Genomic DNA, 22626 nt, shown 5'->3' on the forward strand with positions numbered 1-22626 from the left:
GCGAAATCATCATTTCGTGTGCGTCCGGCGGAGAGGGCCCAGCATGAGCAGCGCACCGGCGGCACCCCATGGCTTCGAGTTCGACGTCGTACGGCGTGGCTACCGCATCGACCAGGTCGACGCCGACACGGAGGCCCTCTCGCGGGACCGGGACGCCGCGTGGGAGCGGGCCGCCCGGTTGACCGTGCTGGCCCGGGACATGGACGCGGAACTCGCCCTGCTGCGCGAGACCGTCGCCGGGCTGACCCCACAGAAGTACGAGGCACTCGGCGAGGGCGCCCGGCAGCTGTTCGCACTCGGCGAAGAGGAGGCCGCGGCCGTCGGGGAGCGCGGGCGCCACGAGGCCCGGCGGATGGTCGACGAGGCGGAGGAGGCGGGACAGCGGCTGAGGGACGACGCGCAGGCGTACGCCGACGAGGTGCGCGGCGAGGCCGACGAGCGGGCCCGGCAGCTGTTGCTGGCGGCCAGGGCCGAGGCCGACGATCTGCGGATCGAGGCCCGGCGCGTGGTGAAGGAGGGGCGGGGCGAGTCGCTGGCCGCGCTGCGGGAGATGCGGGAGCGGACCGAGGCGATGCTCACCGAACTCCGCAAGGAGTACGACGAGCGGGTGGCCGGCATCGAGCGGGACGTGGCCGAACGGGAGGCCGCGTTCGACGCGGGACAGGCCGAGCGGGCGGCTCGGGCGGAGACCGCCCTCGCCGAGGCCGAGCAGGGGTTCGCGGACGCGGAGGCCGACGCGGCGCGGATGCAGGACGAGGCGGAGGAGCGGGCCGCCGAGGCGCTCGCGGAGGCTCGGCGGCAGGAGGAGTGGGTGGTCCGGGAGACCGAGAGGGTGCTGCGGGAGCATGGGGAGAGGTGGGACGGGGTTCGGGCGCAGATGGACTGCATCCGGGACAGTCTGTCTGCGCTTACGGATTAGGTGCGGTGCGGTGCGCGGGTCGGGGCGGTCAGGGGCGGGTCGGGGCGCGATTTCGGGTGCGGGTGAGTGGGGGCTTGTCGCGCAGTTCCCCGCGCCCCCAAAAGATCCGAGCCGCCCCGGCCGTCACCAGTCGCCCCTTCCCGTCACCCCTTACCCCTTCCGTCACCCCTCCCTGTCAGTCGCCCCTCCTCGTCGCGCCCGCCAGGATCCAGCCCTCCACCGCCTCGTACTGCTTGCGTTGTTCTTCTGCTGAGGAGGGTGCACATGAGGCCCGTGCGGGTGTAGCGGCGCCAGAAGAGGCCGTAGACGAGGGCGCGGGCTGAACGGACCCACTCCCGCTCAGTCCACGGGAACGGTGGCGGGAAAGCGTCGGTCATCGGGTCGAGCAAGGACCTGATCCTGGAGCGCAGCGAACTGGCGGTGATGGGGCGCATCGACCGACTCGGTGACGATGTCTCGGACGGCGACCAGGCCGTCGCCCGTTCGCAAACCGCGTACGCGGCACTACTGGACCTCGTCCACCGGCAGTTCCTCGAAGCGGGGCGTTCGGTCTGACAGGGTGGAGGGCCCGCCGGGTTTCCCCGCGGGCCCTCAGCCCTTCAGCACCGGAAACCTCCGAGGCGCCACCACCAGCAGCACCACGAACGCCACCGTCGCCGCGCACGCCGCGCCCAGGTAGACGGCGTCGACCGCGTCCGCGACCGCGCGGCGGATTGGTTCAGCGGCCGTGCCGGCGTCGAGGGAGTGGGTGACGGCGTCGAGGTCGCCCGCGCCGCCGAGGCGGGAGGCCAGTACGCCGTTCGCGACCGCGCCGAAGACCGCCGCGCCCAGGGTCTGGCCGGTCTGGCGGCAGAAGAGGATCGAGGCCGTGGCGGTGCCGCGCTCCTCCCACGTCACCGACGACTGGACGCCGATGATCAGGGGGAGCTGGAAGAGGCCCAGCGCGGCGCCCAGGAGGAGCATCAGCAGCATCGGCTGCCAGGCCTCGCCCGGGTAGGGGAGGAACGGGAAGGCGAAGAGGAGGGCCGCCGCCGCGGCGATGCCTACCATCGCCGTGTTCCGGAAGCCGATGCGGCGGTAGACGTGCTGGCTGAGGGCCGCCGACACCGGCCAGCTCAGCGTCCAGACGGAGACCACGAAACCGGCGGCCACCGGCGCCAGGCCCAGCACCGACTGGGCGTAGGTCGCGAGGAAGACCGTCGGCGCGATCATCAGCAGGCCCAGCGCGCCGAGCGCCAGGTTGACCGCCGCGATCGTGCGGCGGCGCCACACCCAGCCGGGAATGATCGGTTCGGCCGCCCGGCGTTCGATCAGCACCAGCAGCGCGATCAGGGCGACTCCCGTGCCCAGCAGGGTGATCGAGGGCAGGGAGAGCCAGTCCCAGGCCACCCCGCCCTGCACCAGCGCCAGCAGCAGGGCCCCGCCGGCGGCGAAGACGGTCAGGGCGCCCGCCCAGTCGACACGCGGTCTCTCCGTCATCGTCCGCCGGGGCTCGTGCAGATGACGGACCAGCAGCCACAACGCGGCCGCGCCGAGCGGCAGGTTGATGAGGAAGATCCAGCGCCAGTCCGCGTACGTGGCGAGGACGCCGCCCACCCCGGGGCCGGCCACCGCCGACACCGCCCACACCGTGGACAGCTTGGACTGGATCTTGGGGCGCTCCTCCAGGGGATAGAGGTCGGCGGCGAGGGTCTGGACCGTGCCCTGCAGCGCCCCGCCGCCCAGGCCCTGGATGACACGGAAGGCGATCAGGGAGCCCATGTTCCAGGCCAGCGCGCAGAGCAGGGAACCCAGCAGGAACAGCACCGCGCCCACGACGAGGACCGGTTTGCGGCCGAAGGTGTCGGAGAGCTTGCCGTAGACGGGCAGGGTGACAGTGACGGCGAGCAGATAGCCGGAGAAGAGCCAGGAGAAGACGGAGAAGCCGCCGAGGTCGGCGACGATCTGCGGTACGGCGGTCGAGACGATCGTGGAGTCCAGCGCGGCCAGCCCCATGGCCAGCATCAGCGCGGCGGTGACGGCCCCTCGTCTGCCTGATCCGGTGTGCTGTGGCGAGTCGCGTACGGCGGGCCGTATGTCGCCCACCGGATTGTCGCCCACCGGATTGTCGTCCACGGAATGCCTTCCCCTTGCACCTATCTGCCGCCGACCACCATGCCATTGACCCTCACGCCACGGCAGGGTGCAGCCTGCTCGCACCGCAAGGAGGACGGGAACCCCGAGGCAGTCTCCTCCCGGAGAGCGATATCCCCTAGGGGGATGTCCGCACTACGGCTCGGGGAGGGGTCGTACCGGCGGAGGACGAGACGGGACGCCTTCCGTCCTTAACCTGGCTTTACGCCGCTGGGGGGCGGTGCACCGGAGCAGTGGGGGTGGGGTTTTCCCCAGCAGAAGACTGCGCTGGGCACCAGGGCGCCGCACCCCCTTCGGGGACCAGACTCATCAGCACACCAGCTCGTACGACTCGGCACCTCGCTTCGTGCGGCACTCGGGTCCGTACAGCACTCGGTCCGTACGGCATCTCGCTTCGTACGGCTCATCCACTGAGCAGTGGAACCATCCGCTGCGCAACATAGGAGACATACCGTGACATCGGCTGTGACCATCACCAGGCACGGGGGTACTGGAGGGACTACGGCCGTTGCCGCGCGGGCGCGGCAGGTCGTGAAGGCGTACGGGTCCGGTGAGACCCGTGTCGTCGCCCTCGACCATGTGGATGTGGACATCGCGCGGGGACAGTTCACCGCGATCATGGGCCCCTCGGGGTCCGGCAAGTCCACCCTCATGCACTGCCTCGCCGGACTCGACAACGTGACGTCGGGTCAGATCTACCTCGACGACACCGAGATCACCGGTCTCAAGGACAAGAAGCTCACGCGGTTGCGCCGGGACCGGATCGGGTTCATCTTCCAGGCGTACAACCTGCTGCCCACGCTGAACGCGATAGAGAACATCACCCTGCCCATGGACATCGCCGGGCGGAAGCCGAACAAGGAGTGGCTGGGGCGGGTCGTCGACACCGTCGGCCTGAGCGACCGGCTCAAGCACCGGCCCACCCAGCTCTCCGGCGGCCAGCAGCAGCGCGTCGCCGTGGCCCGGGCGCTGGCCGCCCGGCCGGAGATCATCTTCGGTGACGAGCCGACCGGCAACCTGGACTCGCGGGCCGGCGCCGAGGTCCTGGGCTTCCTGCGCAGGTCGGTCGACGAGCTGGGTCAGACCATGGTGATGGTCACCCACGACCCGGTGGCAGCCTCGTACGCGGACCGGGTGCTGTACCTGGCCGACGGCCGCATCGTCGACGAGATGCTGAAGCCGACCGCCGACGCCGTGCTGGACCGGATGAAGGACTTCGACGCGCGGGGGCGTACGTCATGAGCGTCATGAAGACCTCCCTGCGCAACTTCTTCGCGCACAAGGGACGGATGGCGCTCTCGGCCATCGCGGTCATGCTGTCGGTGGCGTTCGTGACGGGGACCCTGGTGTTCACCGACACGATGGGTACGACGTTCGACAAGCTGTTCGCGGCCACCTCCTCCGACGTCACGGTCAGCGCCAAGGGCGCCTCGGACAGCGGTGAGACGCAGTCCGACAACGGCAGGCCGCCGGTCATGCCCGCGTCCGTCGTCGACAAGGTGGGCGGCGCGGACGGCGTGAAGTCGGCCGAGGGGACCGTGTTCTCGACCTCGGTCACGGTCGTCGACGCCGACAAGGACAGCCTCTCGCCCACCAGCGGCGCCCCGACCATCGTCGGCAACTGGAACGCCAACGACTCCCGCACCATGAAGATCTCGTCCGGCAACGCACCGCGCGGCCCCGACCAGATCATGGTCGACGCGGACACCGCCGACAAGCACGACCTGAAGCTCGGCGACGAGATCGGCGTGATCAGCGCCGTCGGCACGCACGAGGCGAAGGTCTCCGGCATCGCCGATTTCCAGGTCACCAACCCGGGCGCCGCGATCTTCTACCTCGACACCGCCACCGCCCAGAAGGCCCTCGTCGGCGAGACCGACGTGTACACCAACGTCAACATCACCGCCGCCGCCGGGTTCACCGACGCGCAGGTGAAGAAGAACGTCTCCGCCGAACTGGGCGGCACCTACAAGGTGCAGACCGCCAAGGAGATCGCGGACGCCAACGCCAAGGACGTCGGCGAGTTCATGGGCGTGATGAAGTACGCGATGCTCGGCTTCGCCGGAATCGCCTTCCTCGTCGGCATCTTCCTGATCATCAACACCTTCTCGATGCTGGTCGCCCAGCGGACCCGCGAGATCGGCCTGATGCGGGCCATCGGCTCCAGCCGCGGCCAGGTCAACCGGTCGGTCCTCGTCGAGGCGCTGCTCCTGGGCGTCTTCGGCTCGCTCCTCGGCGTCGCCGGCGGAGTCGGCCTCGCCATCGGCCTGATGAAGCTGATGAGCGCCACCGGCATGAACCTGTCCACCGACGACCTCACCATCGCCTGGACCACCCCGGCGGTCGGTCTGCTCCTCGGCATCGTGGTCACCGTCCTCGCCGCGTACGTGCCCGCCCGGCGTGCCGGCAAGGTCTCCCCGATGGCCGCCCTGCGCGACGCCGGCGCCCCGCTGGACGCCAAGGCCGGAATCGTACGGGCCGTGATCGGCCTCCTCCTGACCGGCGTGGGCGGCTACTGCCTGTACCTGGCGTCCGCCGCCGACAAGGCGAGCGAGGGCTCGATGTGGCTGGGCAGCGGGGTCGTCCTGTCCCTCATCGGCTTCGTCGTCATCGGCCCGCTGCTCGCCGGCGCGGTGGTGCGGGTGCTGGGCGCGGTCGTCCTGCGGGCCTTCGGACCGGTCGGCCGGATGGCCGAGCGCAACGCGCTGCGCAACCCCCGCCGTACGGGGGCCACCGGCGCCGCCCTGATGATCGGCCTCGCCCTGGTCGCCTGCCTGTCCGTCGTCGGCTCCTCCATGGTCGCCTCGGCCACGGATCAGCTCGACAAGACGGTCGGCACGGACTTCATCATCCAGTCCGACACCGGCCAGCTGATCACCCCGCAGGCCGTCGAGGCCGCGCGCTCCGCCGAGGGCATCAAGAGCCTCACCGAGTACAAGTACACCCAGGCCGACTTCACCACCCCCGACGGCAAGACGCTCAAGGAGACGGCGATCACCGCCGCCGATCCGAGCTACGCCACCGACCTCGCCACCGAGGTCGTCGCGGGGAAGCTGACGGACGCCTACAAGCCCGACTCGATGTCCGTCCACGACAAGTTCGCCAAGGACCACGACATCAAGCTCGGCTCCAAGATCGCCGTCGACTTCAAGGACGGCTCCACGGCCGACCTGACCGTCCGCGCGATCACCAGCAGCGACGTCGTCATCGACGCCGGGGCCATGTACACCTCCATCGACACGATGGCCAAGTACGTCCCCGCCGACAGGATGCCCCTCGACCAGATGCTCTTCGCCTCGGCGAAGGAGGGGCAGGACGCTGCCGCGTACAAGTCCCTCAAGGACGCGCTGCACGACTACCCGCAGTACGAGGTCCGCGACCAGACCGACTACAAGGAGGCCCTGAAGGGCCAGATCGACCAGCTCCTCAACATGATCTACGGCCTGCTCGCCCTGGCGATCATCGTCGCGATCCTGGGAGTCGTGAACACACTGGCCCTGTCGGTGGTCGAGCGGACGCGCGAGATCGGTCTGATGCGCGCGATCGGCCTGTCGCGGAGGCAACTGCGCCGGATGATCCGTCTGGAGTCGGTCGTCATCGCCCTCTTCGGCGCGCTCCTCGGCCTGGGGCTGGGCATGGGCTGGGGCGCCACCGCCCAGCAGCTCCTGGCCCTGGAGGGTCTGAAGGTCCTCGACATCCCCTGGCCGACGATCATCGGCGTCTTCATCGGCTCGGCCTTCGTGGGTCTGTTCGCCGCGCTGGTGCCGGCGTTCCGGGCGGGCCGCATGAACGTCCTGAACGCGATCGCCACCGAGTAGCCACCGGCCGGCCACAGGCCACTGAGCACGGGGGAACGGGGACACGGGGGAACACGGGGGAAACCGGGGGAGAGCCCGGCGTCGGGAAGCGGAGGCTTCCGGGCGCCGGGCTCCACCCGTCTCAGGAGGATGCGCTCGGGGATGTGCTCGGGGACGTACTCGGGGATGTGTTCGGGGACGTTCGTTTCAGCAGGACGTAGCCCTGGATGACGCCCCGCAGCACGTACGTGTCGCGCGGATGCAGCTGACGGGCGAACGCGGGGACGTCCTTCACCCAGCGCGAGGAGTTGTCGAAGGCGATGTAGTCGGGGGCGAGGCCCTTGGTCCGGCCGATCCAGAAGACGCGGCAGCGGGAGGTCAGCCGGGTGATGGGCCCGATGTTGGACTCGACGGTGGACCCGTCGGGGATGGTGTCCAGCAGCTTCTCCACAGCCCTGACACCGGCCGGGACACGATAGGCGTCGGCCTCGGTCAGGGTGCCCAGCGGCAGCGCGGTCGTCAGCGCGAGGGAGGCCGCGAGGACGGCGGCGGGCAGATGGAACGTGTACGCGCGCAGCCACGGACGGGAGCTGTGGCGGGCGGCCGGGAGCGTGTCGACGAGCGCGAGCGTGAGGATCGGCATCAGCACGGCGCTGTAGTGCCAGGCCGTGCCCCAGTAGTGGTGGTCGGAGGAGACGAACCGCCAGCCCAGGGTGGGCAGGACGGCGAGGACGATCGGGGAGCGCAGGGCGAGCAGTCCGCTGGTCGGGATCAGCAGCCAGAGGACGGTGCGGATCTTGACGTCCACGCCGTCGAGGGGGCCCGAGCCGCCGACCTTCGACAGGTAGTCGGAGGCGCCGACGGTGTTGAAGGACGGGATGATCACGGTGAAGGCGAGCAGTGTGGCGAGCGCGCCGAACCCCGCGACCGCGAGGGCGTACGGCACCACCCGGGACGAGCCGTGCCGCCGGGCCCGTAGCGCGACGACGACCGCGATGACCGCCAGCGTCAGCCCCTGGTCCTCCTTGACCAGCACCAGAGGCAGTCCCCAGAGCAGCGCCGCACGCCACCGCCGCCGGAGCAGCGCCTCCAGGGAGAACGCGATCAGCGGAACCGCGAAACAGATCTCGTGGAAGTCGAAGTCCACGGCGTTCTGCAGCCCCCACGACAGCCCGTACGCCACCCCCAGCGTGAGTCCCCGCGCCCGCCCCAGCATCCGCGTCGCCGCCCGGGTCACCGGCACCGCCGACAGCGCGAACAGCGCCGCCTGCGCGACCAGCAGGGTCACGGACGAGGGAAACATGCGGTAGAGCGGCGCGAGCAGCACGGTGACAGGGCTGAAGTGATCCCCGAGAACGCTGTACCCCGGCCCCTTCAGCTCGACGATCGGTGCCTGGAAGTGCGCGTACGCCCGCACTGTCTGCTCGAAGATCCCCAGGTCGTACGAACGGGTCCCCATCCGCCGGTACCGCCCGACCGACACCGCGGCATACGCGACGAACAGCACGACGGCCAGCACGTACGGCTCGCCCCGCTCGGGCGGAAAGCGCCGGTCACGGGCCGGGAGAGAGGCCATGACCGGCCCTGGTATGAGCGCCGGCGTCGACGGGTTCGTGGACGGGGCGGTCGGTGCCATGGATGCTCACGTTCGGCTGGGGGCAGGGGGCAAGGGGTGCCTTAAGAGATTAGGCGGCGGGTGAGGGGAGGGGCGAAGCCCCTTGTTTTCAGGGGCGCGGGGAACTGCTTTTCGGGGGCGCGGGGAACTGCGCGATCAACCACGACGCTCCCGCACGCAAAAACGGACAGGGGAGCGGGGTCGAAGGGGCAGCGCCCCTGGTGATGGGACGGGTAGGGGCGGTGGGGGCGAGACAAGAGTCGTCCACACCCCCCCGCACCGCTCGTCGTACCCTGGACACCCCCGGCCCGTCACACGAGTCCGGGCGTTCGTGTTGCCCCGGCAGCCCGACAGCCAGCTCAAGCCAGTAGCCCCACACCTTGCCCACCCGGACGGGAAACGCCCCGAATGAGCCTCCACGGTCTGCTAGACGCCGTAGTCAAGGACGCCCCCCTCGCGGAAGCGATCAGGGCGGCATCCGACGGCCACCGCACCCACATCGACCTGGTGGGCCCCCCGGCGGCCCGCCCCTTCGCGGTGGCCGCCCTCACCCGGGACGCCGGCCGCCCCGTACTCGCCGTGACGGCGACGGGCCGCGAGGCCGAGGACCTGGCGGCGGCCCTGCGCTCGCTGCTCCCCCCGGACGGCGTCGTGGAGTACCCGGCCTGGGAGACGCTCCCGCACGAGCGGCTCAGCCCGCGCAGCGACACCGTCGGCCGCCGCCTCGCCGTACTGCGCCGCCTCACCCACCCGCGCCCGGACGACCCGGAGACCGGCCCGGTCTCGGTCGTCGTCGCCCCCGTCCGCTCCGTCCTCCAGCCGCAGGTCAAGGGCCTCGGAGACCTGGAGCCGGTCGCCCTGCGCTCGGGCGGCACGGCCGACCTGAACCGTACGGTCGAGGCCCTGGCGGCAGCCGCGTACTCCCGTGTCGAACTCGTCGAGAGGCGCGGCGAGTTCGCCGTACGCGGCGGCATCCTGGACGTCTTCCCGCCGACCGAGGAGCACCCCCTCCGGGTGGAGTTCTGGGGCGACGACGTCGAGGAGATCCGGTACTTCAAGGTCGCCGACCAGCGCTCCCTGGAGGTCGCCGAGCACGGTCTGTGGGCGCCGCCCTGCCGCGAACTGCTCCTCACCGACGACGTACGCGCCCGCGCGCGCGCCCTCGCCGAGCGCCACCCGGAGCTCGGCGAACTCCTCAACAAGATCGCCGAGGGCATCGCCGTCGAGGGGATGGAATCCCTCGCTCCGGTCCTCGTCGACGACATGGAACTGCTGATCGACGTCATGCCGAAGGGCGCCATGGCGATCGTGTGCGACCCGGAGCGGGTGCGGACGCGGGCGGCGGACCTGGTGGCCACCTCGCAGGAGTTCCTGGAGGCGTCCTGGGCGGCGACCGCCGGTGGCGGCGAGGCGCCCATCGACGTCGGCGCGGCCTCCCTGCGGTCCCTCGCGGACGTCCGCGACCGGGCCCGTGAGCTGGACATGTTGTGGTGGTCGGTGTCGCCGTTCGCGGCCGACGAGACGTTCACATCCGCCGGCGCGGCCGGCGACGCGGACACCCTCAAGCTCGGCATGCACGCCCCCGAGACCTACCGCGGCGACACCGCGAAGGCGCTCGCCGACACCAAGGGCTGGCTCGCCGACGGCTGGCGCACGGTGTTCGTGACCGAGGCCCACGGGCCGGCCGCCCGCACGGTCGAGGTACTCGGCGGCGAGGGCATCGCGGCCCGTCTGGAGGCCGAGCTGGGGCAGATCTCCCCGTCGGTCGTGCACGTGGCGTGCGGCTCGATCGACTACGGCTTCATCGACCCGACCCTGAAGCTCGCGGTCCTCACCGAGACCGACCTCACCGGCCAGAAGGCGGCCGGCAAGGACGGCGCCCGGATGCCGGCCCGCCGCCGCAAGACCATCGACCCGCTCACCCTCGAACCGGGCGACTACATCGTCCACGAGCAGCACGGCGTCGGCCGCTACATCGAGATGGTCCAGCGGACCGTGCAGAGCGCGACCCGTGAGTACCTGGTCGTGGAGTACGCCCCCGCCAAGCGCGGCCAGCCCGGCGACCGCCTCTACATCCCGACGGACCAGCTCGAACAGATCACGAAGTACGTCGGTGGCGAGGCCCCGACCCTGCACCGCCTGGGCGGCGCCGACTGGACGAAGACGAAGGCGCGCGCGAAGAAGGCGGTCAAGGAGATCGCCGCCGACCTCATCAGGCTCTACAGCGCGCGGATGGCCGCGCCCGGTCACGCGTTCGGCGCGGACACGCCCTGGCAGCGTGAGCTGGAGGACGCCTTCCCCTACGCGGAGACGCCCGACCAGCTCACGACGATCGCCGAGGTCAAGGAGGACATGGAGAAGACGGTCCCCATGGACCGTCTGATCTGCGGCGACGTCGGCTACGGCAAGACGGAGATCGCGGTCCGGGCCGCCTTCAAGGCCGTCCAGGACGGCAAGCAGGTGGCCGTGCTGGTCCCGACCACCCTCCTGGTCCAGCAGCACTTCGGGACGTTCAGCGAGCGGTACTCGCAGTTCCCGGTGAACGTCCGGGCCCTGTCCCGCTTCCAGACGGACACCGAGGCCAAGGGCACGCTGGAGGGCCTGCGCGAGGGCGCGGTCGACATCGTCATCGGCACCCACCGCCTCTTCTCCTCCGAGACCAAGTTCAAGGACCTCGGCCTCGTCATCGTCGACGAGGAGCAGCGCTTCGGCGTCGAGCACAAGGAGCAGCTGAAGAAGCTCCGCGCGAACGTGGACGTGCTGACGATGTCCGCGACACCGATCCCGAGGACGCTGGAGATGGCGGTGACCGGCATCCGCGAGATGTCGACGATCACGACGCCCCCGGAGGAGCGCCACCCGGTCCTGACCTTCGTCGGCCCGTACGAGGAGAAGCAGATCGGCGCGGCCATCCGCCGCGAACTGCTCCGCGAGGGCCAGGTCTTCTACATCCACAACCGGGTGGAGTCCATCGACCGAGCCGCTTCCCGGCTGCGCGAGATCGTCCCCGAGGCGCGGATCGCGACGGCCCACGGCCAGATGTCGGAGCAGGCCCTGGAACAGGTCGTCGTCGACTTCTGGGAGAACAAGTTCGACGTCCTCGTCTCCACGACGATCGTGGAGTCGGGCATCGACATCTCGAACGCGAACACGCTGATCGTGGAGCGGGGAGACACCTTCGGCCTGTCGCAGCTGCACCAGCTGAGGGGCCGGGTCGGCCGAGGCCGGGAACGGGGTTACTCGTACTTCCTGTACCCGCCCGAGAAGCCCCTGACGGAGACCGCCCACGAGCGTCTGGCGACCATCGCCCAGCACACGGAGATGGGCGCGGGCATGTACGTGGCGATGAAGGACCTGGAGATCCGGGGCGCGGGCAATCTGCTGGGCGGTGAACAGTCCGGTCACATCGCGGGCGTCGGCTTCGACCTGTACGTCCGCATGGTCGGCGAGGCCGTCGCGGACTACCGGCGTCAGCTGGAGACCGGGGAGATCGAGGAGGAGCCGCCGCTCGACGTCAGGATCGAGCTGCCGGTCGACGCGCACGTCCCGCACGACTACGCGCCGGGCGAGCGGCTGCGGTTGCAGGCGTACCGGGCGATCGCCTCCATCAACACCGAGGCAGACATCGCCGCGGTGCGCGAGGAACTCGTCGACCGCTACGGCAAGTTGCCCGAGCCGGTGGAGAACCTGCTGCTCGTCGCCGGCCTGCGCATGCTCGCCCGGGCCTGCGGCGTCGGTGACATCGTCCTCCAGGGCACCAACATCCGCTTCGCCCCGGTGGAGCTGCGGGAGTCCCAGGAGCTTCGCCTCAAGCGCCTGTACCCGGGGACGGTCATCAAGCCGGCCGCCCACCAGGTGCTGGTGCCCCGCCCGAAGACGGCGAAGGTGGGCGGGAAGCCGCTGGTCGGCCGGGATCTGCTGGGGTGGACCGGGGAGTTCCTGGCTTCGATTCTGGGCTCGTGAGGGCGTAGGGGACGTTCGCCGGTCGCCGGCGCCGGCCGTCCATCGCCGTCGACCGCCCTCCGTCGCTGTCGATGGCTGTCGATCGCTTGCGGAACGACCCGGCATCCGTACCGCGGCCCCGGCCGGAGAAGTCCGGTCGGGGCCGCGGGCCGAACGTCAGGGCCACGCGCGTGATCAGGCGCCGCGCTTGAACTGCTGGTTGGTGCCGTTGCCACAGCCCCACTGGATGAGCTTGGCGCCGTCGGCGGTGGACTTGTCCAACACGTCGAGGCACTTGCCGCTGCGCCGTGAGACGAGGCGGAGCCAGCCGTCACCGGCGTCCTGGAGCTGCCACTGCTGGTTGCTGCCGGTGCCGCAGGTCCACTGGATGATCGGGTTGCCGTCGGCGGTGGAGTTGTTGGCCACATCGAGGCACTTGCCGCTGTGCCGGGCGACGACCTGGACGTATCCGCTGCCCATGTCCTTGAACCACCATGCCTGGTTCATGCCGCCGTTGCAGGTGTACTGGGTGATCTGGGTGCCGTCGTCCTGGGACCGGCTGGGGACGTCGAGGCACTTGTTGCTGTGGCGGGCGGTGATCGTCTCCCAGGGTCCGCCGACGCCGTCGACCTTCCCGGCCGCGGTGTCGACGTTGATCTGCGCGAACCAGTCCATGGTCATCGTGGTGTCGGTGGGGAACTCCAGCGGCAGCCAGACGTACTTCGAGGCGTTGACGTTCTGGTTGAAGGAGTTGCCCCAACGGTCACCCATGTAGAGGTACTCGGTGCCCGAGCTGCCCTGCACGGGCAGGACGAACGTGGTCTGGGAGCCGTACGCGGTGGAGTCGCCGACGTTCTGCAGATCGCCCCAGGTGCCGGTGATGCTGGAGGCGGTCGCGTACATCTGCTGGTTGGGCCGCCAGCCGGTGGCGCCGGAGGTGAGCAGGAAGTAGACGCCGTTGCGCTTGAACAGGGCGGGAGCCTCGCGCAGTTGGCCGGGCCAGAGCAGCTGCACACGGGTTTCGACGGTGAGGTAGTCGGGGCTGAGGCGGTAGATGTGCAGGTCGCGGTTCTCGCGCGCGGCCGAGATCATGTAGCCGGTGCCGTCGTCGTCCGTGTAGACGGTGATGTCGCGGGACATGTGGCCCAGCGGGCGGAAGCTGCCCTGCCAGGTGTAGTCGCCGTCGACGGTGTCGGAGACGGCGACGGCGGCGCGGGCCTGGGTGTAGTCGGTTGCCAGCTCCTTGTGCATCCACATGACGAACTTGCCGGTGGACGCGTTGTACATGACCTTGGGGCGCTCGATGTTGGCCGAGGCGAGCTCCGGGGCACTGGCCTGGGTCAGGACGTGGCGTCGGAACTCCCAGGTCTTCAGATCGGTCGAGCGGTACGCGGACACATACCGGAATGAGTTGTCCTCGTTGCGGTTCTCTCCGAACCAGTAGTAGTACGAGCCGACCTTGATGACGCCCCCGCCGTGCGCGTGCACGACGGCACCTGTGGTGTCCGTGAACTGGGTGGCGTTGGGGATGGTGACGGTGGCCGCGTGCGCGGTGCCCATCAGAAGGGTTTGCGGGAGGAGACCTATCAGCACGGCAAGCAGGAAGAGCCAGACACGACGCATCGGGGGTTCCATTCACGACAGGACAGCACGAGAACAACCAAAAGCTGGCTGAAACCAACGTGCAGCATGAGAATGCTTGCGACAGATGCGTGTCAAGAGTGTGAACGTGTTGAATCGCGCAGATGTCATCCGAGCGCCGCAAAGTCCTGAATTATCCTGCCCTGAACCGGCAAGTAGGTTGACCTGAGGCTGTGCGACGGGTCGAATGCTCACGGAGGTCCGGCTCGCGGGATGTTTGGTCGAGTCGATTTCTGTTCGAAGTTTCGGCTCCCCGGCTTCGCGTTTCGGCCTCGCGTCCGGCATCCCCTGGGGGCGAGCGGGTGCCGGCCGGCGATCCGCGAGTCGGCCGTCACGCCGGGGGACCGGCAACTCCGTGGTCGTGCGGGCGATTCCTCCCGGTCCCGGGCGATCATGATCGCCGTCAGGTCTCCCGCGTACGCTGACCGACCTTCTCCCGCACCTGGGGGCTACGGTGTTGTTGAGCAGGCAGGACGGGGAACCGTTACTCAGAGAGCCTCAGTGACTCTCAGCATTCCAGGCATTTCAACCTGGAAGGTCCGTCTCGTCACCAGAGCGTGAAGGCTTCGATTTGAGTACGGTCTCTCGTTTCTGTCTGTCGCTGGTGCGGCAGGGTTGCGCCACCTGCCCGCCCCGCACCCGTCTTGCGGCGGGGGCGGGTGGTGCGGGTCTTCTGGTCGGCTCCACGAGGCTTCGACACCGCCGGGGTGGTGTCCTGGTCTCCGGCCACTCCGGTACCAGTCGTGCAGGCTGCCGCGAGGGCGGCGAGGTTGAGTGCGGCGTTGTCGTCCCGGTCGATGACCAGGCCGCAGGTGTCGCATGCATAGGTCCGGATGTGCAGCGGCAGTTTGGCTTTCACCGCGCCGCACCCGGAACAGGTCTTGGAGGAGGGGTACCAGCGGTCGGCCACGATGGTGCGGGTGGCGTGGCGCCGGCGGGTCTTGTAGGCGAGCTGGCGGCGGATCTCGCCGAATCCGGCGTCCGCGATGCGGCGGGCCAGGCGCCGGTTGCGGAGCATCCCGGCGACGTTGAGGTCTTCGACGACGACGGTGCCGTACTCGGCGGCCACGCTTGTGGTGAGCTTGTGCAGGGCGTCTTCGCGGAGGTTCGCCACGCGGTGGTGGACCTTGTTCCGCTGGGCGTTGGCCTTCTCCCACCGCTTCGACGGCTTCTGTCCGGTGCGCCGGTCGGGGCCCTGGCGTCGGGAGACGACGCGGGAGGCGCGGCGCAGTTGCTTGCGTGCCCGGTCGTAGTGCCCGGGGTTGGCGACGGTGCGGATCTCGCCCGTGCTGTCGGCCATCACCGCGAGAGTCTTCACGCCCAGGTCGATACCGACCGCCGCGTCCGGCCGGGCAACGCGGGCGATCTCCCGCTTCACCTCGACCGGGAACGAGACGAACCAGCGTCCGCGTTCGTGCCGGACGGTCGCCGACAGGATGCGGGCCGTCCCGGCCCGGACGCGGGCGAGGAGGCCGCCGGTGGGCTCGTGAGCGCGGAGTGTGCCGAGCCGGGGCAGCGTGACGTGCCGCCCGTCAGCGTCGACGCGGATCGTGCCGGTGGTGAACCGGCAGGACAGACGCGCCTTCCGCTTCGACTTGAACCGGGGCGCGCCCATCCGCTTGCCGCGCCGCTTGCCGTTCTTCGACTTCGCGTAGTTGTCGAACGCGGCCGACGCGTTCGCCAGCCCGGTGGAGTACGCCTCCTTGGAGTTCTCCTCCCACCAGGTGGACAAACGCGGATCGGTGCGCTTGGCCTCGTTGAACGCCTTCCGCAGCGACGGCAACGACCACCGCCGCCACTGTGTCAGCTCCGACTCCGCAACGCCGTAGGTCTCCTCGGCCTTGCGCTGCCACCAGGAGGCGGTCACCCAGCCGACAGCCCAGTTGTACGCCGCGCGGGCCGCACCGCAGTGCGAACGCAACGCCCGCTCCTGGGCGGCGTTCGGATCGAGCGCGTACCGGAACGCCTGCACCACGAACCCGGGCTGCGGCTGGAGCTTCTTCACTCCCGACACCTCCCATAATGGTCAGTGAGTGACTAAACTTTAGCACGTGAACGATCTCGACAACTGGATCACCAGCGATCAGGCATGCGCGCGGCTCGGCATCGCCTGGCGCACCCTCTACAACCACCACCGCAACACCCCCGACTTCCCCCGCCCCCGCCACATCGGCCGCACCCTCCTATGGCCCGCCGACAAGCTCGACGAATGGCGCACCAAGCACCCGCCACGCAAGAAAAGAGACGATGAAAGATGAGATTCACTGATGAATTCCGCAGCAGTTGACAACCCCACGCAGGACCGCGTGCGTGCACAGAACAGAGGAAAGGGGTGTCGCGTGGTGCGTCTGAAGGGTGGGGTCGCCGTCGTGGCTCTGGTGCTGGTCGCCGCGACCGGCTGCGAATTCGACAACACGGAGGGCTCGGCCGGACCGCGGGAGAGCCCCGGCGGGGGTGGCGCCGCCGTGTTCGCCGCCGTGGAGGCGCTGACCGTCAAGGGGCGGGCACCCAAGACCAATTACGATCGCGGCGAGTTCGGCAGCCCCTGGGCCGACACGGACTCGAACAGCTGTGGCACCCGCGTTATCTCTATGGTGCGCGATGCGACTGCCCGATTCCTGCAGTTCATACCGGGGGCGGCGGGCTATGCGTACTGAGAGGCACGTGAGTCACAAGGGAGTAGGGAACGCACGCTTCTCCCGCGCGGCGACGGCGGTGGCCGCTGCCGTGTTCCTCGTCTCGGGATGCGAGGGGCTCGGCGAAGACGACGCCCCCACGGGATCCGGGCCGGCGGCACCGGCTGGGCAGGCGGTCAGCCCGCTCAAGAATCCAGACGGGACGAAGCCAGGGCTTGCGCCCCTGACGGAGGATGCGGACAGAGGCGCGGCCCGCAAGATCATCGAGGAGTTGTCCACGAAGGGGCGTGGGCCGAAGACGGGCTACGACCGTGACAAGTTCGGCTATGCCTGGATGGACACGGCCGACGGAGTGCCGCTCGCGAGGAATGGGTGCGACACTCGAAATGATCTCATTCGTCGTGACGGTCAGGACCTTCGCTTCCGAGCGGGCTCCGACTGCGTGGTCATCGCCATGACACTGCACGACCCGTATACCGGGACGACCATCGAGTGGCGCAAGCAGCAGGCCTCGGAGGTACAGATAGATCACGTGGTGCCGTTGTCCTACAGCTGGCAGATGGGCTCGTCGCGCTGGCCGGAGAGCAAGCGCAAGCAACTCGCCAACGACGTGCTGAATCTGATCCCGGTCGAAGGGCGGGCCAATTCGTCCAAGGGCGATTCCGGACCCGCGTCATGGCTGCCACCCAACAAGCAGATCCGGTGCGCCTACGTCGTCCGGTTCGCCCAGGTCGCCGTCAAGTACGAGATGCCGGTGACGACAGCGGACAAGGCAATGATGGTGAAGCAGTGCGACTACTGAAAGCGCCGCGGTGACCTGGGAAAACGTGTTCGGTTTCGGATTGTCGAACGCGTACGCTCCATACCGTGGCTGACCGCATACGGAAGATCGTGACGAAGCTGCCGGGCCTGAAGAGCGTCACCGACGTATGGAAGGTGGCAGACCGCAGTCTCGCGCGGGGGATGCTGCGTTCCTCGCGGACCTCGGCATCGCGCTCGCCGGGGCTTACGGCTCCGACGCCGGGCGGATCTGGCAATACAGGAGCGTCTTCGACCATCTGCTCCGGCTGCTGACCACCACGTCCGGTCCCGGGAACGTCGCCCAGGCGCTGCGGATGGTCTCCTCGGCGGAGGCTGCTGACAGGAAGCTGGACCGTTACACGGCCTCCCTGCTGGCCTCCAGCCAACCGGCAGAGGAAATGGCGGTGGCGTTCACCGGGAAGGCCACTGAGGAACTGCGTGCGTGCCTGGTCCATGAACTGGTGCTCAGGGGGGCCGACGTTACGAAGACCCCGGGGATCGCAGGGTGGGCGATGTCGCCGCACTGGAGGCACCATCCGCTGGGATGGCTGCCGTTGGCACTGTCCGATGTGGAAGGGCAGCCGGATCTGCCGAGCTACAGCGCTCGCGGCGGTAGCCACTCGATGCCGTACGGTCCGTCGGCTAGCCGAAAGGTTCGGGGCGATGCCGGGGCGCACGTGCCGTCGGTCGAGGAGACGACGACCGAAGCCGCTGCCAAGGGCATCGGTGCTGCTGTGGCGAACTGGGCCGAGGAGTCGAACGGCCGGATCGAGGCACGAGTATTCGATCTGGCAGCTCCGCTGGAGGCCGAGTCGGTACCGGGCATGTTGCTGGGACTGGGGCTGGAGTGCCTGAAGGGTGCGGGGAAGAAGACCGCCTTCTCGGTCGCGGCCTGCCCGCCGGACCAGGCATGGCGGGTCCTCTTCGGCGCCGCGTCCACGGGAGGTGCCTACAACTCCGGCACCCGTGGCGCATATGGCCGTCTGGCCGCTTGGCAATCCCTGGCCGCCCTGGCTGGGGCTGCAGATGGCGGCCTTGCGGAGGAGGTTGAGGCACGTGTACGAGAGTGCACCTGGTACGGCTTCGATGCCGACACCAAGTGGTTCGAGCGCGTGGCCTGGGACATCGGCCTCGCGGTGGTCTCTCCAGAACGCCGACGGCTGGCGATGCTGGCCGCGACGGACACCGACTGAACACGACCGGGACGGCACATCAGCGTAGGCCTGACCACCTCGCCGATATCCCCCGATGCCGTCTGGCAGGCGACGTACAAGCCGGACAGCAGGGGGCGACCCGCTCAACCTCCTCGCGGTCGACTCGGGCACCAACCGCGGCAAGGGTGACGGTGACGCGGCCACCTGGCTCCCGCCCGACAAGGCGTACCGCTGCACGTATGTGGCCGCCCAGGTCGCCGTGAAGACGAAGTACGGCCTCTGGGTCACCTCCGCCGAACAGACCGTGATGAAGCGCGTCCTGACCACCTGCCCCGAGCAGAAGCTCCCCACCGGGGGCAACCCGACGAAGGCCCCGGCCCGCTTTCACGCGGGCTGAGGCCGTCGCGGTGCCGCCGCGCGGGGAGGGGCGTCAGCCGAAGTCCTTGTCCATGTCGATGACCTTGCCCTTGGGGGCCTTGGCCGGAACCGGCTTGTCGTAGTCGGTGAAGACGAGGTCGCCGGGCTCCTTGGCGGACTTGCTGACGACCCGCAGGAGGTACGGCTCGCCCTCGGTGGCGACGTACAGGGTGTAACTGTCCTTGCCGTCCTTCTCGTTGAGGAGGATCGCGGGGGTGCCTTCGACCTCGGCGGTCTTGCCGCGGGTGGCGTCGGAGTCGACGTCCTCGAAGTCGGCGAGGACGGTGTCGAGGTCGCAGAAGCTCGCCATGTCCTTGGAGTCCTCGGCGGTCGCGGACGTCTTGGTCCACTTGTCGGCGAGCATGTCGACGACCATGTCGGTCTCCTCCTTGGAGGAGTCCTTCGACTGGGCGCGCACGAAGGCCTCGTCGTACTTCATGTAGAGGGTGTCGCCGACCTTGATCAGCTCGGCCTCGCCCTCGCCGCCCATGGTCATCGTGCCGGCGCAGTCGCCCTTCTTGTTCATGGCCATGTCCATCTGGATCGTGCCGCCGGCGGACTCGTCCTTGATCTCACCCTTCATCCGGAGCGAGTCGGCGTCCGAGGTGGCCTTCACGGCCTTGTCGGCGATCTCGCCGCCGGTCAGTCCGGCGAACGGGCCGTCGGCCTTGTCCTCGCCGGAGAGACAGCCGGTGAGCGTGAAGGTGGCCGTGGCGGCGATGCAGAGAGCGGCGAGTGCGGTGCGACGCATGGGAGTTCCCCCCTGGGAATCGGTGTGAGGTGCGTGAAACGAGCGGTGGTGTCGCGCTGTTCGTCGAGCGGTGACGTCAGTACGTGCGGGTGTCGAGTACTTCGCCCGCGGAGTCGTAGACCGTGACGCGGCCTCGCCCGCCGTACTTCCAGTCGGCGAAGGCTGCGGCGATGAGCCGGGCGGGGCCGGTGCCGCCTCCCGGTGGTCCGCCGCTGAAGTCGGTGCGGAGGTCGGTGGCATCGGTGCCTCCCCCGGGTGGGGCAGACGGCCTGTGAACCTCGGTGACATGGGAGACGGCAGCTCTCTCGGCGGAGGTGCCGTGCGTGTTCACAAAGGCTTTGAAGCGGTCGGCCGAACCGCTGCCGTTCACGGTGGTGTCACCGCTTCCGGCGTTCGCCGAGACCACACCGATGAGCAGGAGACCGACCGTCGCGTTCAGCGCGAGCTGGGTTTTCATCCCCATGGCGTGCTCCTTCCCCAGTGTGTGACAGCACAGCCAACGTGTGACCACCTGGATCGGGCGGCCCGCTGTTCGATGGGTCAATGACAGCAGAGCTTGTGAACCGAGTCAACACGATTCACAAAGTCGAGTGTGTACACGGCGTGAATGGGTAGATCTTGCGTGCGTCGGTATGCTCGACGTCACACCACCAGGTACGAGGGGAGCCGGGCGCGTGCAGGGGAACGGGACAGAGGTCACCGCCGCGGACATCGCGCGGCTCGCAGGCGTGGGTCGCGCCGCCGTCAGCAACTGGCGCCGACGGCACGCCGACTTCCCCAAACCGGTCGGCGGCACCGAGACCAGCCCGGCCTTCGCGCTCAGCGAGGTCGAGGAATGGCTGCGCGATCAGGGCAAGCTCGCCGAGGTGCCCCTGAAGGAGCGCGTCTGGCAGCAGGTCACCGGCCACCCGGAGGGCCCCGTCGCCGCCCTGGTGCACGCGGGCTGTGCCCTGCTCCACCTTCACGACCGGCCCCTGGCCTGGCTGGAGTTGAGCGCCTGCCCCGACGACGAGCAGCTGGCCCGGATCCTCTCCGAGTCGCTCCGGGACGTCCTCACTCCGCGCTTCGGCCCGGCCCGCGAGCCCGCAGTGCCCCAGCCGACGCCCGCCGAACTCCTGCCCTCGATCCCGCTGCTGCGCGGCGCCACCGAGCTCGCGGCCGACCTGGGAGCGCGGCAGACCTTCGAGTTCCTGCTCGCCCGGCACCTCGACGCCAACCCACGTCAGTACACGCTCACTCCGGGCGAGCTCGCCGAGCTGATGGCCGAACTCGCCGGGCCCGCCCGCTCGGTGCTCGACCCGGCCTGCGGCACCGGCGCCCTTCTGCGCGCCGTCGCCGCCCGCCCCGGACAGGAGCTGTACGGCCAGGACAGCTCCCGCGAACTGGCCGCCCTCACCGCGCTCCGCCTCGCCCTGCGCACCGAGAGCACCATTCGCACCGCGCCGGGGGACAGCCTCCGCGCGGACGCCCACGAGCACCTCAAGGCCGAGGCCGTCCTGTGTCACCCGCCGTTCAACGAGCGCAACTGGGGCCACGACGAACTCGCCTACGACCCGCGCTGGGAGTACGGCTTCCCGGCCCGTACGGAATCCGAACTCGCCTGGGTGCAGCACGCGCTGGCCCGTCTGGAGGACGGCGGCAGCGCCGTCCTGCTGATGCCGCCGGCCGCCGCGAGCCGCCGTTCGGGACGCCGTATCCGCGCCGACCTGCTGCGCCGGGGCGCCCTGCGTGCCGTGATCGCCCTGCCGGTCGGCGCGGCACCTCCGTACAACATCCCGTTGCACCTGTGGGTGCTGCGCAGGCCCGGCAAGGCGCCCGTGCCGCCCGGGTTGCTGCTCGTCGACACCGGGCGGCTCGTCCCCGAGGGGCGGAGCGGGTTCGACTGGACGGCGGTGCGTGCCGCCGTGCTCGACGCCTGGCGGCCCTTCGAGCGGGCGGGCGGGGTGACGGAGCGGCCGGGGCTCAGCCGTTCGGTGCCGGTCATCGAACTGCTCGACGACGACGTGGACCTGGCCCCTGCCCGGCATCTGCCGCCCCCGGCCGCGGGCGGCGGCGCCGAGCAGTTGACCGTCGTACGCGAACGCCTCGCCGAGACCCTCCGCCTGACCACCGACCTGACACTCCCGCTCGCCGGGGACGCGCAGCCCGCGCGCTGGCCGCTCACCACGGTCGGCGAACTCGCGCGCGGGGGAGCCCTGGTGCTGTGCACGGGCGGAACCGGCACCCACGCGCGCGTGCTCACCGATCACGACGTCCTGGCCGGCACGGCACCCTCGGGAACCCTGCCGGAGACCGGCGAGAATCCGGTGCTGGTGGAGCCCGGTGACGTCGTCGTCCCCGTCCTCGGCGGTGGCGGGGTCGCGCGGGTGATCGACGAGGAGACCGCGGGCGCCGCCCTCGGCCGCAACCTCACGCTGCTGCGCCCCGACCGGGCCGCGCTCGACGCGTGGTTCGTCGCCGGTTTCCTGCGCGGCACCGCCAACAGCCGCCAGGCCAGCAGCTACGCCTCCACCGCGACCCGCCTCGACGTACGCCGTCTCCAACTGCCCAGGCTCCCCCTGGACCAGCAGCGCCGCTACGGCGAACGGTTCCGTGCCCTGGCCGCCTTCGAGGACGCCCTCCGCCAGGCCGGCCGCCTCGGCGAACGCCTCGTGCGCGGCATGTACGACGGACTGACGGACGGCACGGTCCCCCCGGACTGAGCCCGCGGACAGGGTGGTCGCGGCGGCCCGACACCGCGAACTCCCCCTACGATCACGCCTACCGGACGGAACGCCGATCACGCCTACCGGACGGAACCGCTCCGCCTCGGGCGGCGTG

16 protein-coding genes and 1 pseudogene are annotated in these 22626 nt (G+C 69.8%); 11 read left to right on the plus strand and 6 right to left on the minus strand.

What is annotated here, in order from left to right:
• Positions 1-43 precede the first annotated feature (43 nt).
• Together OG622_RS29760 and OG622_RS29765 are read left to right on the plus strand one after the other, a co-directional pair.
• Positions 44-919 carry a cellulose-binding protein gene (locus tag OG622_RS29760; RefSeq protein WP_371579698.1) on the plus strand — a complete coding sequence of 292 codons (876 nt, stop codon included), beginning with the start codon at positions 44-46 and terminating at the stop codon, positions 917-919.
• A 423-nt stretch (positions 920-1342) separates the two neighbouring features.
• On the plus strand, positions 1343-1474 hold the full coding sequence (locus OG622_RS29765) for a hypothetical protein (protein ID WP_371579699.1): 132 nt from the start codon (positions 1343-1345) through the stop codon (positions 1472-1474).
• Between the two features lie 36 nt (positions 1475-1510).
• Here OG622_RS29765 and OG622_RS29770 read toward each other — a convergent pair whose 3' ends face one another.
• Positions 1511-3004, minus strand: a complete 1494-nt coding sequence (locus OG622_RS29770) for an MFS transporter (protein ID WP_371584259.1) — start codon at positions 3002-3004, stop codon at positions 1511-1513.
• Between the two features lie 501 nt (positions 3005-3505).
• On the opposite strand from OG622_RS29770, the gene OG622_RS29775 reads away from it, so the two are divergent.
• Entirely contained in the window at positions 3506-4294 is a 789-nt protein-coding gene (locus OG622_RS29775) for an ABC transporter ATP-binding protein (protein ID WP_371579700.1), read from the plus strand.
• Positions 4291-6870, plus strand: a complete 2580-nt coding sequence (locus tag OG622_RS29780) for an ABC transporter permease (protein WP_371579701.1) — start codon at positions 4291-4293, stop codon at positions 6868-6870. The genes OG622_RS29775 and OG622_RS29780 overlap by 4 nt, the downstream gene beginning before the upstream one ends.
• 121 nt (positions 6871-6991) lie before the next feature.
• Here OG622_RS29780 and OG622_RS29785 read toward each other — a convergent pair whose 3' ends face one another.
• Positions 6992-8425, minus strand: a complete 1434-nt coding sequence (locus OG622_RS29785; protein WP_371579702.1) for a DUF2079 domain-containing protein — start codon at positions 8423-8425, stop codon at positions 6992-6994.
• A 447-nt stretch (positions 8426-8872) separates the two neighbouring features.
• Between OG622_RS29785 and mfd the strand changes: the two genes are divergently transcribed.
• A complete protein-coding gene (gene mfd, locus OG622_RS29790) occupies positions 8873-12427 on the plus strand; it encodes a transcription-repair coupling factor (protein ID WP_371579703.1) in 3555 nt (1184 codons plus the stop codon).
• A gap of 174 nt (positions 12428-12601) precedes the next feature.
• Here the strand turns inward: mfd and OG622_RS29795 are convergent, their stop codons facing one another.
• Together OG622_RS29795 and tnpB are read right to left on the minus strand one after the other, a co-directional pair.
• Complete coding sequence (locus tag OG622_RS29795) at positions 12602-14029, minus strand: RICIN domain-containing protein (protein ID WP_371579704.1); 1428 nt, start codon at positions 14027-14029, stop codon at positions 12602-12604.
• Between the two features lie 565 nt (positions 14030-14594).
• Positions 14595-16052 (minus strand): IS607 family element RNA-guided endonuclease TnpB, encoded by a 1458-nt coding sequence (gene tnpB, locus OG622_RS29800; RefSeq protein WP_371579705.1) that lies wholly within the window; start codon positions 16050-16052, stop codon positions 14595-14597.
• 46 nt (positions 16053-16098) lie between these two features.
• Between tnpB and OG622_RS29805 the strand changes: the two genes are divergently transcribed.
• The 5 genes and pseudogenes from OG622_RS29805 to OG622_RS29825 all read left to right on the plus strand — a co-directional run.
• Positions 16099-16305, plus strand: coding sequence for a helix-turn-helix transcriptional regulator (locus OG622_RS29805; protein ID WP_371579706.1), 207 nt, complete (start codon positions 16099-16101; stop codon positions 16303-16305).
• 81 nt (positions 16306-16386) lie between these two features.
• Positions 16387-16704: a hypothetical protein gene (locus OG622_RS29810; RefSeq protein ID WP_371579707.1), complete on the plus strand. Its 318-nt coding sequence runs from the start codon at positions 16387-16389 to the stop codon at positions 16702-16704.
• On the plus strand, positions 16694-17485 hold the full coding sequence (locus OG622_RS29815) for an HNH endonuclease family protein (protein ID WP_371584260.1): 792 nt from the start codon (positions 16694-16696) through the stop codon (positions 17483-17485). The genes OG622_RS29810 and OG622_RS29815 overlap by 11 nt, the downstream gene beginning before the upstream one ends.
• 127 nt (positions 17486-17612) lie before the next feature.
• Complete coding sequence (locus OG622_RS29820) at positions 17613-18677, plus strand: DUF6183 family protein (protein ID WP_371579708.1); 1065 nt, start codon at positions 17613-17615, stop codon at positions 18675-18677.
• A 97-nt stretch (positions 18678-18774) separates the two neighbouring features.
• A pseudogene (locus tag OG622_RS29825) lies at positions 18775-19035 on the plus strand (DUF1524 domain-containing protein); the annotation flags it as partial.
• 33 nt (positions 19036-19068) lie between these two features.
• Here the strand turns inward: OG622_RS29825 and OG622_RS29830 are convergent.
• Together OG622_RS29830 and OG622_RS29835 are read right to left on the minus strand one after the other, a co-directional pair.
• Positions 19069-19806 (minus strand): hypothetical protein, encoded by a 738-nt coding sequence (locus OG622_RS29830; protein ID WP_371579709.1) that lies wholly within the window; start codon positions 19804-19806, stop codon positions 19069-19071.
• A 76-nt stretch (positions 19807-19882) separates the two neighbouring features.
• A complete protein-coding gene (locus tag OG622_RS29835) occupies positions 19883-20269 on the minus strand; it encodes a hypothetical protein (protein WP_371579710.1) in 387 nt (128 codons plus the stop codon).
• Positions 20270-20480: 211 nt separating this feature from the next.
• On the opposite strand from OG622_RS29835, the gene OG622_RS29840 reads away from it, so the two are divergent.
• Positions 20481-22508, plus strand: a complete 2028-nt coding sequence (locus OG622_RS29840) for an N-6 DNA methylase (RefSeq protein WP_371579712.1) — start codon at positions 20481-20483, stop codon at positions 22506-22508.
• The last annotated feature ends 118 nt before the right edge of the window (positions 22509-22626 follow it).

The sequence above is a fragment of the Streptomyces sp. NBC_01314 genome (genome assembly GCF_041435215.1).
GTDB lineage: Bacteria > Actinomycetota > Actinomycetes > Streptomycetales > Streptomycetaceae > Streptomyces.